This window comes from Niallia endozanthoxylica (genome assembly GCF_008710145.1).
Lineage (GTDB): Bacteria > Bacillota > Bacilli > Bacillales > Cytobacillaceae > Bacillus_BD > Bacillus_BD endozanthoxylica.
On sequence record NZ_VYKL01000015.1, the window covers coordinates 653,031 to 667,507 of the forward strand.

Sequence of the window (14,477 nt, forward strand, 5' to 3'; positions counted from 1 at the left end):
GGATAGTACCATGGACAATCAAAAAAAAGAAAAAGGACGGAAATTCCGCCCTTTCTCAAAGTATTAACTTATTATAAACCACACTTCAATTGTGCATTGCAGTTTGTACAAGTATTGCAGCCGCCAATTTCTTCTACTGTGCCTTTGCGGCAAACAGGGCAGGTATCGCCAACCTCTGATCCAATCGTTACAGATGTTGAGCGTAAATCGTTGATTGTATCAAGTAATACCACATGCTGCTTTGGCTTTTCTTTTTTATGCTCATGTGTATCATCGAAATGGTTTTCTTCCGCTTTTAGTGTAAGAACCTGTGCATCACGAGAACCATCAACATATACGGTTCCGCCTTTTGCACCGCCTCGGTATAAACGCTCGTACACTTTTTCTACTTGTTCAACGCTATATCCTTTTGGTGCATTAACCGTTTTACTGATGGAGCTGTCAATCCAGCGCTGGATGACACATTGTACATCAGCATGTGCTTCTGGATCAAGCTCCATAGCTGTGACGAACCAATGTGGCAGATTATCCTCATCTGCTTCTGGATGCTCCGCTAAATATTCCTGAACAATATCAGCTTTTACTTCAATAAATTTACCCAATCTTCCGCTTCTGAAATATGAGAAGGAGAAGTAAGGCTCTAAACCAGTTGACACACCTACCATTGTACCTGTAGACCCAGTCGGAGCAACAGTTAATAAATGGGAATTACGAATTCCGTGCTCTAGAATAGATTCTCTAATGTCTTCAGGCATTTTCTTCATATAGCCTGTATCAATGAACGCTTGACGCAAACGGTTTGTTTCTTCTTCTTTTTCATCAGTTAAGAATGGAAAGCTGCCTTTTTCTTTCGCCAGCTCTACTGATGCACGATAAGCCGTCGTCGCAATCGTTTCAAATACTTCGTCAACAAGCTTATTACCAGCTTCAGAACCATATTCTGTCTCACAGTAAATCAACAAGTCATGTAAGCCCATGACGCCAAGGCCGACACGACGTTCGCCAAGTGCTTGGCTTTTATTTTCTTCAAGGAAGTATGGTGTCGCATCGATAACGTTATCCTGCATACGTACGCCTACTTCAACCGTTCTCTTTAACTTTTCAAAATCAACTGTTTTTGTTTCTTTATCAGCCATTTCTGCTAAGTTAACCGCAGCAAGGTTACAAACAGAATATGGTGCAAGAGGTTGTTCCATTATTGTTATCCTAGAGGCTTTTTATCCCCTAGTTCTTACAGTTGAATTTCTGTAAGATCAGCATATATTTTCATTTCCCAAAAGAAAAATGTTGCGGCCTCGTGGATCGATTATATTCTGCTTTGCAGGTTCACGATCTATGCGTTGCCCCTGACTAACACTTTACTGCTAGCCTTCGGTTCGGATTAGCAATCTCAGCCTTCCCGCTTTATTCCGCAATTTTTAACGTGAGGCAAACTAAGCTACTCTACCACACGGATTTGTTGCAACTACCTTTTGACCATAGCTTTGAGCATTTGTCATATCATTCGCATTATCGATGAAGAAAATGCCTGGCTCTGCTGAATAAGTTGCGCAAATATTGATTAGATTCCAAAGCTCTTTTGCTTTAATCTTTTTATACGTACGAACTTTATGGCCCATCTTTTCCCACTCGCGAACATCGCCTACTTTATGCCATTCTTCATTATAAATTTTCATTTCTTCAGCGCTGTAGCTTTCCGTATCAGGGAAACGAAGCTCATAATCGGTATCATTTTCAACAGCTTCCATAAATTCCTTTGTTAAACAAACGGAAATATTTGCTCCTGTTAAGAACTCAGGATTATTAACCGAGTATGTTCCTCCAACAGCTAATGTTTCTTCTGCATGTGCAATAATGCTTTCACTGAAGCCGCCGTAACCAGGAATATTTTTATAATTGATAATTCCTTGGTACATCGCTTTTTCTTGCTCTGTTAAGCGAGTAAATTTCAGCTTGTCCTGTGCAAGCTTCTTAATTTTGTCATCTTCGGTACTTTCAATTAAGAATCGCAAAATGCGTGGATTCTGCATTTTCGAGATAATAAATTCCATAATGTCTGGATGCCACGTAATTACCGTCCTTTTCAGGATATTTATTCTGCATTAGCAGACGGACTAGACTATATCATCACCCTCAGCTTTACCTGTTAGGGGTCGGGCGCTTATGAGAGTTTATTGTTGGGACTCACTCTCTAGTCGTTGAACCTTCGCCATAACCTTTAGCCCTATGACGCTTGGCTGCAGATTTTCCAATACTTACGTTTTTTAAGCATTCACGCTCACCGTTTCCAGTCACGTTGTAGCACGTAAGTCTCTAAGGATTTCCCTGCAATTCACCCGATTTTCTAGCCGTTCATTTTCTGAACGACGCGGACTAGTGCATCAACACTGTCTTAATCCGCTAACATTATCATCTGGGCTCCTCTACGGGACCCGCCCTGCTCAACTAAATGAGTCAATTTCGCAATATCATCTAGCCATGATACAGATCCAGAGGATTTGCCGTTTACACCTTTTGCCAGCGTGTTGCGTGGTCTTAGGGTTGAACCGTTTGTCCCAACACCGCCGCCGCGGCTCATGATTTCCATTACCTTTGTGCGGTGTTCTGAGATACCGCCGCGTGAATCTTGAACAAATGGCATCACATAGCAGTTAAAATACGTTACATCTGTTCCAGCACCAGCTCCGTATAATACTCGTCCAGCCGGAATAAAGTTTAGACTCACTAATTCTTGATAGAACTTTTCAAACCATTCTTGTCTCTTTTCTTCTGTTTCTTCTACTGAAGCCAAACCGGTTGCATTACGCTTTGCGATTTGCTCGTAGTAGACTTCAAGCGGCTTCTCAATCACATCTAAAGGACGTCTGATAATCCCTGTCTTAGACTCTTCAGGATCATCGAGAACCCCTCTGAATTCTTCTTCAACCAGCACTCTTGCAGTCTTCTTTTCCCAATCAATATCAAGAATATAACCTAGACCACGGGCAGGAAATTTAGGATCTTCTTTGATGGTGAGGACAACAAAGTCTCCACTTGCTAAAGTAATTTTCTCAGTATCCTTGAACGTATAACGATCAAGCATAACAAGACGGGAGACCCCTTTGTGAGTAATTTTCATATCTGGGGTAATCGGATGAACTTGAGGAAAAAGCTCAATGTCTTTGTTTAATCGTTCTGCATCCAAATTCATTTTTTTTCCTAGGGCAACAGACATATATACAACTCCTTAAAAATAGATTCAATGTTAATTCTCGTTGCTATCAACCAATTGAATCTCTTGTTAGTCATTTTAATCAAAGTAATCTAAACTTATCATACGACACTCGCAAAATCAATATATAGTGTTATAAATATTTTATACGACACAACATATTGATTTAAGGTCAAGTAAGCTTCATTTTGTCAAACACAAAATAAAAGAGAAATGAGAGAATAATAGAGTTTGTGTTCAATTTCTGCCTAAATATAATAAATTTCGCCTTATTTTCAAACTTGCACTTCTTTAAACCAATCGAACCCACAGATACCTTTATTTTCCATTCAAGAGGGACTTGCAAATATGCAGGTCCCTCCTTATCTCATAAAATTCCACTCATCATTTTCATAACGTTCGGAAGCAATTTTCTTCACATAATCCATTTCTGTTTCAGACAGTTCATATGGCTCGAGCTTGATATTTAACCCCTCTTCAAAACCTGCTTTAAAAGCGACCTTTGCCTGCTCTAGAGAAACCCGCACAGAACTTATATCATTAACTGCAACAGCCTTGCTTTTAAAAGCCTTCTGCATACGTTCCTTCACACGGTCATTAGGATAAATAAAAAGACTAAAAAGCTTATCCTCATCCAAATCAAGTAAAATGGAACCATGTTGAAGAATAACTCCTCTCTGTCTTGTTTGTGCACTCCCAGCGACTTTACGACCTTCAACAACAAGCTCATACCAGCTTGGTGCATCAAAACATACGGCAGACCGAGGATTTTTTAATGACTCACGTTCTTGTGAAGAGGTTGGCACAGCAAAATATGCTTCTAATCCAAGCTGATGAAACCCTTTTAAAATTCCCTCTGAAATAACACGGTAAGCCTCCGTAACGGAATGCGGCATTTTCGGGTGTGATTCCGGAACAATGACACTATACGTAAGTTCATGCTCATGCAATACACCTCTGCCTCCTGTCGGACGGCGGACAAAACCGAGTTTTTGCTCTCTTACAGCCTCTATATTGATTTCTTTCTCAACTTTTTGAAAATATCCGATAGAAAGAGTTGCTGGATTCCACCCATAAAATCGGATAACCGGAGGGAACTCACCCTTGCTGTTCCATTCAAGCAATGCCTCGTCAAGCGCCATGTTAAAAGCTGCTGATCCGTTACCTGAATCAATAAATCTCCATACTTCCTCCATTTTCATGCCACCATTCTATCTTTTTTTCAACCTTTTTAGTCTAACAAAATTACCATTAAAAACAAAGAGGATTACCTGTTAAATTTTTTTGTATTCTCCTTTACTAGTATAATGAAAGAACTATATAATGATAAAAGAATCTTTCATTGATGAGGTTCTCTATTGCCTCTGACAATGAATTGAACCTTTATCAAACCAATTACGGGTAGTTATCTTCCACTTTTCCTCACATCTACAGTCGACATACTGCCCGTTAGTGAGAGATAAATTGCATAGCTTAGCTTGAAAGGAGAAAACACTTTGGATACAATCTATATCCTACTCATTCTTATTGTTGCTACCTTAGCTTATATTGGCTTTAATTGGTTTCAGCAGCGAAAAATCCTAAAAACGTTAACTGAGGAACAGTTTCGAGAAGGGTACCGAAAAGCACAGCTGATTGACGTTCGTGAGCCAAATGAATATGAAGCTGGACATATTTTAGGTGCGAGAAATATTCCACTATCACAACTAAAAATGCGAATGAAAGAATTACGTCCGGACAAGCCTGTTTATCTTTATTGCCAGAGCGGGTCAAGAAGTGCCCGTGCAGCTCAATTTCTATACAAAAAGGGTTATAAGGATCTTTCCCATCTCCAAGGCGGGTTTAAAAAATGGACGGGAAGAATTAAAGCAAAATAACAAAATAATGTTTCATTACAAATAAAATATGGCTGACTCTATGAATCGAGTCAGCCTTTTATCTTTTATTCTTCTCTTTTATAACGGAGCACAGGTTTTCTAGCTGCTAATGTTTCATCTAGTCTACTGACAACTGTCGTATGCGGTGCTTCTTGAACGATTTCAGGGTTGCTTTCAGCTTCCTTTGCAATTTGAATCATCACATCAATAAAGCTATCCAGCGTTTCTTTCGACTCTGTTTCTGTCGGCTCAATCATGATACATTCTTCCACATTGAGCGGGAAATAAATGGTCGGCGGATGATAGCCAAAATCAAGCAAACGTTTGGCGATATCGAGAGTACGAACTCCAAGCTTCTTCTGACGTCTTCCGCTTAGAACAAACTCATGCTTACAATGCTTATCATATGGCAGATCATAGTATGGAGCGAGTCTTCTCATCATATAATTTGCGTTCAAAACGGCATTCTCTGTTACAGCTTTTAAACCATCCGGACCCATTGAACGAATATACGTATAGGCACGAACATTAATACCAAAGTTTCCATAATAAGGCTTTATGCGGCCAATAGATTGCGGACGATCATAATCAAGAACAAATTGATCCTTAACCTTTGCAATGATCGGCTTAGGCAAAAATGGAACCAGTTCATTCTTAACACCGACCGGACCCGAGCCCGGACCGCCGCCGCCGTGGGGACCTGTAAAGGTTTTATGGAGATTTAAATGAACAACATCAAAGCCCATATCACCAGGACGCGCTTTTGATAAAACAGCATTTAAATTTGCACCGTCATAATAAAGCTTCCCGCCGGCACCGTGTACAATGTCAGCCATTTCAAGAATATTCTCTTCAAATAACCCCAGCGTATTTGGATTTGTCAGCATTAATGCTGCCGTATCATTCCCCACCACTCTTCTTAAATCATCTAAATCAACAAGTCCCTCTTCATTTGATTTAACTGTCACTGTTTCAAATCCGGCTACAACTGCAGAAGCAGGGTTTGTTCCATGTGCCGAATCGGGAACAATCACCTTTACTCTCTCAAAATCCCCATTGGCTTCATGGAAGGCACGAATCATCATCAGTCCCGTCCATTCACCATGGGCACCAGCTGCGGATTGAAGTGTAACAGCATCCATACCGGTAATTTCAACGAGATGCTCTTGAAGATCATACATTAGTTCAAGTGCACCTTGGACAGTCCTTTCTTCTTGTAATGGATGTACATGAGCAAACCCATCCATGCGGGCAACCTCTTCATTTATCTTTGGATTGTATTTCATCGTACAAGATCCGAGTGGATAGAAGCCTGAATCGACTCCATGGTTCCTTTTTGATAAAGCCGTATAATGGCGCATGATATCTAACTCAGAAACTTCAGGAAGCTCCGGCTCCATTTCACGAAGATACTCTTTCGGAATCAAGTTCTCTAAATCAACTTCCGGAACATCGAATTCAGGAAGACTATAACCGATTCGACCAGGTGTACTGCTTTCAAAAATTAACGGTTGATTTTCTTTATGCATGATAATCCCCCAATTCCGCCACTAATGTATCTATTTCTTCCTTCGTTCTCAACTCCGTAACAGCAATTAACATGTGATTAGACAATTCCGGATACTCCCGGCCTAAATCATATCCGCCAATGATATTCTTTTCCATCAGCTTTTGATTCACTTCATTAACAGGACTTGTTAATTTCAAGACAAATTCATTAAAGATTGGGCCTTCAAATGCAATTTTTGCGCCATTCTCCCTCAGCCTGTTTTTAGCATAGTTTGCTTTTTGAATATTCGCTGCAGCCATTTCCCGAATTCCCTTTTTTCCAAGTGCAGTCATTGCAACTGAAGAGGCTAAAGCATTTAGAGCCTGATTAGAGCAAATATTGGATGTTGCTTTTTCACGGCGTATATGCTGCTCACGTGCCTGCAAGGTCAATACAAATCCTCGCCGTCCTTCCTCATCCACCGTTTGCCCAACAATACGCCCAGGTATTTTTCGCATCAGTTTACTCGTTACAGCAAAATATCCGCAATGAGGTCCTCCAAACTGTGCGGGGATACCAAACACTTGTGTATCACCCACAACGATGTCTGCACCTAACCTGCCCGGTGGAGTTAGAATTCCTAAAGCAAGCGGGTTACTTGAAACAATAAGTAATGATTTTTCTTTATGTGTCAGTTCTTCAATTTCTTTTAATGGTTCAATTCCGCCAAAGAAATTAGGACATTGAACGATAACAGCTGCCACATCCTCATTCATTAATTCATTTAAAGCAGCAGCATCTGTTAAGCCATTGTTAGATGGAATTTCGATGACCTCTAGTCTCTGTCCTTTTGCATAAGTGTTTAAAACCTCTCTTGATTGAGGATGTACCGTGCTTGAGACCAACACCTTTTTTCTCCGAGTATGGCCTGCAGCTAACATAGCTGCTTCTGCCATGGAAGTCCCGCCATCATACATAGACGAGTTTGCCACCTCCATGCCGGTTAACTCACAAATCATCGTTTGAAATTCAAAAATTGCCTGCAATTCACCTTGAGAAATTTCCGGCTGATAAGGTGTATATGCGGTATAAAATTCAGAACGAGAGATAACATGATCAACAATGACTGGAATATAATGATCATAAACTCCAGCGCCAAGAAACGATGTATGCGTACGTAAATCAGCATTTTTTGCTGCTAATTGAGCCAGTTCCTTTAGAAGTGCTGATTCTGACTTTGCCTTTTTAATCTGATATTCTCCCTTAAAACGAACCTTTTCAGGGATATCACTAAACAGTTCATCTACAGAAGCAGCCCCAACAGCTTCCAACATAGATTCTCGATCCTGCTCTGTCATCGGTAAATAGCGATGCTTCATCCTTCTCTCCTCCAATTTCGTTACTTCTCTCTTTTGTAAAAAGGTGTTTTGACAATCTTTGCTCTCAATCGCTTCCCGCGAATTTCTACCAATAGTTCATGATCAAGCTGTGCATATTCTGTTTTTATTAATGCGAGACCAATATTTTTCTTTAATGTCGGAGATTGTGTACCGGTTGTGACTATACCAATTTCCGTTTCCCCTGCATATACAGGGTATCCATGACGCGGAATGCCTCTATCAATCATTTCAATACCGACAATTTTTCTCTGTAATCCATTATCCTTTTGTGCTTTTAAAGCAGCCTTACCAATAAAATCGGCTTCTTTATTCAACTTAACAGCAAAACCAATACCCGCTTCAAATGGAGTGATATTGGGCGAGAGCTCTTGACCGTATAAAGCTAAATTCGCTTCAAAACGAAGGGTATCACGAGCTCCCAGTCCACATGGCAATACACCCTCTTCACTTCCAGCAGCTAAAATAGCCTTCCATAAGTCAACAGCATCTTCTCGGTCACAATATAATTCAAAACCATCTTCACCTGTATATCCTGTCCTCGATACTAGTACTTTTTTCCCTGCAATTAGTACCTCTTTTTGAAATTTAAAACTAGCAATATCTATTGCCTTCTCTTGAGTCAATTGTAATAAAACCTTTTCTGAGTGCGGCCCCTGCAAAGCTAACTGTGCTGTTCCTTCCGAAATATTTTCAAGCTTTACATCTCCTTCAAGATGCTCCATCAGCCATTTGAAATCTTTCTCAGTATTAGAGGCATTGACAACAAGCAAATAATCATGCTCATTTATTTTATAAATTAATAAATCATCAACCGTTCCCCCATTTTCGTAACACATAGCCGTGTACATGGCAGAACCGAGTTCTACTTTGCTTACATCATTTGTCATCATTTTTTGTAAGAATCCCAGGCTTCCAGATCCCTGTACAGTAATTTCTCCCATATGAGAAACATCAAATAACCCTGCTTTTGTTCGAACAGCTTCATGTTCTTCCTTTATGCTTGAAAACTGAACTGGGAGCTCCCATCCTCCAAAATCGATTATTTTCGCTCCATATTCCTTATAGACATCATAAAGAGGTGTACGTTTTAATTCAGCCATTTTTCAAACTCCTTTCCTCTAATAGAATGATTAACAGATATCCATATTAATCATGGAAATCATTCGTTTCATTACTTTTCCTATATATATTAGAAAATTACTTATGAAGTTCATGTTAGGCTGCTGTCATTGTTGTTGTTTCTTTCTGAGACAAAAAAAGGACAGAAACCCCCCTATAGAAAATAGGTTGGTCTCTGTCCTGGAACCTGAAAGTTTACCTGTAAAGGCTTTCCCCTTTGGCGGCCTAAAAATAAGCACTCTCCAGAGATGCGTCAAATAAGAGTTCTTTTGCCTGAGAGATTCACAAATCCTTGTTTGCTCCTTCGGCGCTACATAACGTAGTCTCTCCCCTTATTCTCATCCGCATTTATATTTTATTAAAACATGGTCATACTATGCATAATTAAAAATAAGAGCACTGTAGAAAGTTTCTAAACTTTCCATTTACATACATATAGCCTACCATGCCGAACGGATTTCAGCAATACCATTTTTGAGGAGTGTTAGCGATGACAGTGAAGATAGAGTTTGACAATTCATGGCAAGATGAATTTATCACCCGGTTGAATCATGATGGACCTTGGGGAAATTGGGAATTATATAAATTGGCTGTTGAAGTGGAAAAGCATACTGTCATTTCAGAATTTGAAGGACTGCTTGCACCAAAGCATTTATCAGAGTTAACCCCACTTCCGCATCAACTTGAGGTAGCGAAACAAGTCGTTGAAAATATGAATGGTAAAGCCATTTTAGCGGATGAAGTCGGTCTTGGAAAGACGATTGAAGCCGGATTAATCTTAAAAGAATATATGATAAGAGGTCTTGTCAAAAAAGTACTAATCTTAGTTCCCGCTTCACTTGTATCTCAATGGGCAATGGAGCTTAACAGTAAATTCTATATTCCTGCTGTTGCCCAGCGGAAAAGCTATGTTTGGGAGCAATGTGATGTTGTCATTTCTTCAATTGATACAGCAAAGCGAAGTCCACATAGAGAAATTATAAATGAACAGGATTATGATCTTATTATCATTGATGAAGCACATAAATTAAAAAATAATAAAACTAAAAACTATGAGTTCGTGCAGAATCTAAAAAAGAAATTCTGTCTTTTGTTAACAGCAACACCGATACAAAATCGAATCAGTGAAATCTTTAACCTTGTATCATTATTGAAACCTGGCCATCTTGGAAGCGAAACAGACTTTTATGATAAGTACAAAAAAGATTCTCGTTCATTAGATGATGATGAGCACTTAAAAGAACTAGTCAATAAAGTAATGATTCGAAATCGTCGTGCAGATACTGGAATCGAGTGGACAAAGCGGATTGTTGAAACGATTCCAATAGAATTTTCTGAGAAGGAAAGAGAACTATATGAAAATATATGTTTAATGGGCGGGAAAAGTGACTTGATAAATAAAAGTCAATTCTCCGTCATGACTTTACAACGGGAAGCCTGCAGCAGCAGAGAAGCCGTCTATTATACTTTAAAAAACATGCAGCAAAAGGAAGAAAATGCTTCTTCCGTCTTCCAAGAACAAATTCAGTACTTAATAAAGAAAGTTGAAGAAGTACAATCAAATGCAAAAGCGCAAAAAGCACTTGAACTGATTAAAGCGATTGATGATAAGGTCATTATCTTTACGGAATACCGGGCAACACAGCTATACTTACAATGGTTTCTTAAACAGCATGGCATCACCTCTGTTCCATTCAGGGGCGGTTTTAAACGAGGGAAAAAAGACTGGATGAGAGAACTATTCAAAAACAATGCCCAAGTATTAATTGCTACAGAAGCTGGAGGAGAAGGAATAAACCTGCAGTTCTGTCATCATATTATTAACTTTGATTTGCCTTGGAATCCAATGCGACTGGAGCAGCGGATTGGCAGAATCCATCGACTTGGTCAAGAGAAGGATGTTAAAATATATAATTTTGCCATAAAAGACACGGTTGAGGAACACGTACTAAAGCTGCTTTATGAAAAAATTCATCTTTTTGAAAAAGTCATTGGAGAACTTGACGACATTCTAACAAAATTAGAATTTGGAAATGTTGAGGAACATTTAGTAGATATATTTAATTACTCCTCTTCAGAGGGAGAAATGAAAATTAAAATGGATAATCTTACATCAATGATTCAATTTGCCCAAGAGATGAAAGGCGGAGTCCAGCATGCAGCAACAGGAAATTCATGAATTTTTAGAGGGTTATTTTCTTGCCAATGATTGTGAAATAATAGAAAACAAGTCTGGATACATGACTGTCCAATTAACTATCGATCTCGATAAGGAGCTGATGAACCGCCCTTTTTACTGGCATTACCTTGAAAAAACAGGAGGAGTGCCAAATCCAATGAGCCTCACCCTTATCACAGATCCAAAAAGAGCTCCTAGCAATCTTAAAGGAGAGAGTATTCATTTCGGCTCTCCCCGGCTTCACCAAATTTTTCAATCAACAAAAAAACTGGCTAGCTTTATCAGGCTATATGAAAAAGGTCCAACCATTACAGGACAACAAACCCCATTAAAGCCATGGCTATGTTTAAATGTAAAAGTTTCCTATCAATGTGATCGAAAAAAAGATATATTTCAATCAATCGGACTGCAGTTAATTAATGGACAAACAATCGAAAACTTTCATGATAAACTGCTCGAGCTTGAGCTAACACCGAAAATACCGGACTATTCTTTTACCCTTTCTCCGCTTATCATGCCAAAAAGCGGTTTAAAGCGAATTGAACATTATCTTATCTCAAAGATAGAGACTGAAAATCATTCATGGGCAGATGATGCCAGAAAGCGTTGGCAGAAAGATTTGAATTTACTGGAGCATTTCTATAAAGATACAGAAGAAAAAGGCGAAAGCTATGAAATGGAAAAACAAGCATTAAAGGATCAGTATGAACCAAAAATAAATATATCTATTATTAACGGCGGGATTTTCTATCTTCGAGACTAAGAAAAGCGCAGGTGCCTTTCTCAGCCCCGACCAGCATAAGCTACTCCTGAATAGAAGGCGTTTTTTGCCTTCTATTCAGGTGTGACTTATGACCTCGAGGGGCTAAGCGCTGGAGCTAGACCACTATCAAATTTTAACAGTTATACTTTCTTCCCTTGTAACGGACAACGAGAAGCAGATTAGTCTGCTTCTCGTACTTTTTGTTCTCTTCTTTCTCTTAGCTTTAACATCAATACATATGGAATAATCCCAAACCATCTGTACATAAATGTAGCTCTACGATCCTTTTTTTCTTGACGAAGCTTTCTTCGTTCATCTTTAGGCTGGTCAATATATTGTACAACCGTTTGTGTGACATATTTTACATAATCATTTGTTTTCATAGATACACCTCTTAAAAAGTACAAACCTTACGGCAGCATGTACTTGACTAACGCTTTAATCATAATGACAGCTAAAGTCTTACACATTTCTAAGAGTAAGTATATCCCTATCACTTTTTTTCAAACCTATATATTGAATTTCTTCCCTGCTTTACTCAGCTTTTTTCTACCCACTTAATGATTTTCTTATAATCGGTATCATAAAAAGCAGTACCACTAAACTGCCGACTATCTATACCCGTCTTAATTTGAAGCTTGATTTCCCAGAGACTTCCTGTAATCTCTTCAATCACATATTCTGCCTGACCATCGTAAAATTCGATGGAACCGGTATGGTTCGTTCTGCCCTCAACTGCTAAACTTTCTTCCATTGTTTTCAGTGTACTTACGATATAATACTCCTGTTTCAATATATTTTCCGTTTCTGTCAGCATTCTTTTTTCTGTAAGATACTGCTCTAAATAAATCGCCAATATGGTTGAAAAAAGGATCAACATACATAACGTGAGCGGATAGGTAAAACCCTTTTGGTTATGGCGCAGCATATAAACTTTCCTCATCAACAACTGACCGAATGATAACAGATTCACTTTGATTATATTTATCCTCTACAGAAATCCGCACGCCTTTTATTACCTTTTCAAACATGACTGTTTTGATGTCTTGCAGCATAATTTCATGTCCTGCTGCATCAACTCGTCTCCGAATATTCGTTCCATATCTTTCATACATAATACTCTCCTTTCCTATTTTCAGCATAATTCTGTTATTTTCAATTTTTAGACTGTCACTCATTCTTACTTCCTTTTTCACCTGAGCAATAAACACTTCCCATTCCATCTTTTGTATTCTTTCTTCTACAAAACCATTTTGTGATATGACTTGAAAAAATAGCGGAAATAACGAAACAATGATGAGAAAGATAGAAAAGGCCAATATCATTTCTATAAATGTAAAACCTTTGTTATGGAGTCGTTTCATGTATTTCAACTGTGCGCCCAAACACATCCTCATAGGTTATCATTACCGCCTTCTTGTCATCACCCTGCCAAATAACGGTAAATTGCTTATCTCCTTTTGTGATGACATCATTTTCTCTTTCAGGATTTTCAACTATTACTTTTTGTATATATTCATATAATAGATGCAGTGCTTCCGATTTTTCCTCTAATTGCATGAGTTGGCTTTGCAGCTGAATGTAAAACGGAACAAAAACACTTGTAATGAGCAGCCACCCCGATAGACTTATAATTAGTTCTGCCATATAAAAACCTTTATTCTTCAACAACATATAATCGCCCCGCTCCTAATTGAAAGGTAACTTTATAGCGTTTATTATCATCGACCAAAAAATAAAATGTTCCAAATCGATTAGTTCTGCCATTCGTCGCTAAGTTAAAATCCATATAGACATTTCCAACAGCCGGAAATGTCCCTTTTTCTATTCTAATAGACTTAGGAATTTCACGAACAATAACAGGTTTATACGTCGTCGTCCATTCTTTTACTTCATATCGGTTCTCTTTAAGATAAATCTTTACGTTCAGTTGTTTTTGTTGTGAAATGGCATACTGCTGGGAATAGAGCATATCCGCTTTAAATTGGGAAAAGAAGCGTTCCTTTTCATATAATAAATATTGGGGACTTACAAGAATGGAAGAAATAAAAGAAATCAGAAGAACTATACTTAATACCAATAGCATTTCGATTAAGGTAAAACCTGATTGGTTACTCCTCTGTAGATTTTTCAAGAGACACTACACCTTCTGCTGAAATAGCTACCTTTTTTCCTTGTGGGCATTGATTATCTTCAATATAATCATCATCAATCAGCTGCTGAACAGTAGGAAAGGCATGATTCTCCATTTTATAGGATTGCACCTGCCCTTCAACCATTTTTAAGTAAGCTTCACAACCCTTTTCATTAATAGTTGAATTATTTTTTGTCACATTTGGTACGGTAATCATAAGTAAAATCGAGATAACTAAGAGAACAATCATCATTTCAATTAATGTAAAACCTTTCTGACTTTTCAACATTGGATAGATTCCCCTT

The 14,477-nt window shown here is 38.6% G+C and carries 13 protein-coding genes, 3 pseudogenes and 1 riboswitch; of the genes and pseudogenes, 3 read left to right on the forward strand and 13 right to left on the reverse strand.

Annotation, left to right across the window (positions count from 1 at the left end; genetic code table 11):
- Window positions 1–71: 71 nt before the first annotated feature.
- From F4V44_RS10365 to F4V44_RS10380, 4 genes and pseudogenes are all read right to left on the reverse strand, one after another.
- Window positions 72–1,193, reverse strand: a pseudogene (locus tag F4V44_RS10365) (vitamin B12-dependent ribonucleotide reductase); the annotation flags it as partial.
- Between the two features lie 252 nt (window positions 1,194–1,445).
- A pseudogene (locus tag F4V44_RS10370) lies at window positions 1,446–2,066 on the reverse strand (vitamin B12-dependent ribonucleotide reductase); the annotation flags it as partial.
- A gap of 329 nt (window positions 2,067–2,395) precedes the next feature.
- Window positions 2,396–3,214: pseudogene (locus F4V44_RS10375) on the reverse strand (ribonucleotide reductase N-terminal alpha domain-containing protein); the annotation flags it as partial.
- A gap of 359 nt (window positions 3,215–3,573) precedes the next feature.
- Window positions 3,574–4,413: a lipoate--protein ligase family protein gene (locus F4V44_RS10380; RefSeq protein WP_150439915.1), complete on the reverse strand. Its 840-nt coding sequence runs from the start codon at window positions 4,411–4,413 to the stop codon at window positions 3,574–3,576.
- 303 nt (window positions 4,414–4,716) lie between these two features.
- Here F4V44_RS10380 and F4V44_RS10385 point away from each other — a divergent pair, with 303 nt between their 5' ends.
- Entirely contained in the window at window positions 4,717–5,088 is a 372-nt protein-coding gene (locus F4V44_RS10385; protein ID WP_396897496.1) for a rhodanese-like domain-containing protein, read from the forward strand.
- A gap of 65 nt (window positions 5,089–5,153) precedes the next feature.
- Here F4V44_RS10385 and gcvPB read toward each other — a convergent pair whose 3' ends face one another.
- Genes gcvPB through gcvT form a run of 3 tightly spaced genes read right to left on the reverse strand, consistent with a single transcriptional unit; the run spans window position 5,154 to window position 9,077 of the window.
- Window positions 5,154–6,617 carry an aminomethyl-transferring glycine dehydrogenase subunit GcvPB gene (gene gcvPB / locus F4V44_RS10390; protein WP_150439917.1) on the reverse strand — a complete coding sequence of 488 codons (1,464 nt, stop codon included), beginning with the start codon at window positions 6,615–6,617 and terminating at the stop codon, window positions 5,154–5,156.
- Complete coding sequence (gene gcvPA / locus F4V44_RS10395) at window positions 6,610–7,956, reverse strand: aminomethyl-transferring glycine dehydrogenase subunit GcvPA (protein WP_150439918.1); 1,347 nt, start codon at window positions 7,954–7,956, stop codon at window positions 6,610–6,612. The genes gcvPB and gcvPA overlap by 8 nt, the downstream gene beginning before the upstream one ends.
- Before the next feature lie 20 nt (window positions 7,957–7,976).
- A complete protein-coding gene (gcvT, locus tag F4V44_RS10400) occupies window positions 7,977–9,077 on the reverse strand; it encodes a glycine cleavage system aminomethyltransferase GcvT (RefSeq protein ID WP_150439919.1) in 1,101 nt (366 codons plus the stop codon).
- 270 nt (window positions 9,078–9,347) lie between these two features.
- Window positions 9,348–9,438: riboswitch (glycine riboswitch) on the reverse strand.
- A gap of 148 nt (window positions 9,439–9,586) precedes the next feature.
- Between gcvT and F4V44_RS10405 the strand changes: the two genes are divergently transcribed.
- Window positions 9,587–11,275, forward strand: coding sequence for a DEAD/DEAH box helicase (locus F4V44_RS10405; RefSeq protein ID WP_150439920.1), 1,689 nt, complete (start codon window positions 9,587–9,589; stop codon window positions 11,273–11,275).
- Window positions 11,253–12,038, forward strand: coding sequence for a YqhG family protein (locus F4V44_RS10410; protein WP_150439921.1), 786 nt, complete (start codon window positions 11,253–11,255; stop codon window positions 12,036–12,038). The genes F4V44_RS10405 and F4V44_RS10410 overlap by 23 nt, the downstream gene beginning before the upstream one ends.
- Window positions 12,039–12,217: 179 nt before the next feature.
- Here the strand turns inward: F4V44_RS10410 and F4V44_RS10415 are convergent, their stop codons facing one another.
- From F4V44_RS10415 to comGC, 6 genes are all read right to left on the reverse strand, one after another.
- Window positions 12,218–12,421 carry a YqzE family protein gene (locus F4V44_RS10415; RefSeq protein ID WP_150439922.1) on the reverse strand — a complete coding sequence of 68 codons (204 nt, stop codon included), beginning with the start codon at window positions 12,419–12,421 and terminating at the stop codon, window positions 12,218–12,220.
- A 155-nt stretch (window positions 12,422–12,576) separates the two neighbouring features.
- The gene (comGG, locus tag F4V44_RS10420; RefSeq protein ID WP_191090620.1) at window positions 12,577–12,966 is read right to left on the reverse strand and encodes a competence type IV pilus minor pilin ComGG; all 390 of its coding nucleotides are present in this window, start codon (window positions 12,964–12,966) and stop codon (window positions 12,577–12,579) included.
- Window positions 12,953–13,423: a competence type IV pilus minor pilin ComGF gene (comGF, locus tag F4V44_RS10425; RefSeq protein WP_223881847.1), complete on the reverse strand. Its 471-nt coding sequence runs from the start codon at window positions 13,421–13,423 to the stop codon at window positions 12,953–12,955. The genes comGG and comGF overlap by 14 nt, the downstream gene beginning before the upstream one ends.
- Window positions 13,386–13,712 (reverse strand): hypothetical protein, encoded by a 327-nt coding sequence (locus F4V44_RS10430; protein WP_150439925.1) that lies wholly within the window; start codon window positions 13,710–13,712, stop codon window positions 13,386–13,388. The genes comGF and F4V44_RS10430 overlap by 38 nt, the downstream gene beginning before the upstream one ends.
- Window positions 13,696–14,172: a competence type IV pilus minor pilin ComGD gene (gene comGD, locus F4V44_RS10435; protein WP_150439926.1), complete on the reverse strand. Its 477-nt coding sequence runs from the start codon at window positions 14,170–14,172 to the stop codon at window positions 13,696–13,698. Before comGD ends, F4V44_RS10430 begins: the two co-directional genes overlap by 17 nt.
- Window positions 14,150–14,461, reverse strand: coding sequence for a competence type IV pilus major pilin ComGC (comGC, locus tag F4V44_RS10440; RefSeq protein ID WP_150439927.1), 312 nt, complete (start codon window positions 14,459–14,461; stop codon window positions 14,150–14,152). The genes comGD and comGC overlap by 23 nt, the downstream gene beginning before the upstream one ends.
- Window positions 14,462–14,477: the final 16 nt, after the last annotated feature.

Bases quoted from the DNA above. Each gene is read 5' to 3' on its own strand.
- comGG (WP_191090620.1), bottom strand. From the start codon at position 12,966: ATGCTGCGCCATAACCAAAAGGGTTTTACCTATCCGCTCACGTTATGT.
- F4V44_RS10380 (WP_150439915.1), bottom strand. From the start codon at position 4,413: ATGAAAATGGAGGAAGTATGGAGATTTATTGATTCAGGTAACGGATCA.
- F4V44_RS10410 (WP_150439921.1), top strand. From the start codon at position 11,253: ATGCAGCAACAGGAAATTCATGAATTTTTAGAGGGTTATTTTCTTGCC.
- F4V44_RS10415 (WP_150439922.1), bottom strand. From the start codon at position 12,421: ATGAAAACAAATGATTATGTAAAATATGTCACACAAACGGTTGTACAA.
- gcvPA (WP_150439918.1), bottom strand. From the start codon at position 7,956: ATGAAGCATCGCTATTTACCGATGACAGAGCAGGATCGAGAATCTATG.
- F4V44_RS10430 (WP_150439925.1), bottom strand. From the start codon at position 13,712: ATGTTGTTGAAGAATAAAGGTTTTTATATGGCAGAACTAATTATAAGT.
- gcvPB (WP_150439917.1), bottom strand. From the start codon at position 6,617: ATGCATAAAGAAAATCAACCGTTAATTTTTGAAAGCAGTACACCTGGT.
- gcvT (WP_150439919.1), bottom strand. From the start codon at position 9,077: ATGGCTGAATTAAAACGTACACCTCTTTATGATGTCTATAAGGAATAT.
- F4V44_RS10405 (WP_150439920.1), top strand. From the start codon at position 9,587: ATGACAGTGAAGATAGAGTTTGACAATTCATGGCAAGATGAATTTATC.
- comGC (WP_150439927.1), bottom strand. From the start codon at position 14,461: ATGTTGAAAAGTCAGAAAGGTTTTACATTAATTGAAATGATGATTGTT.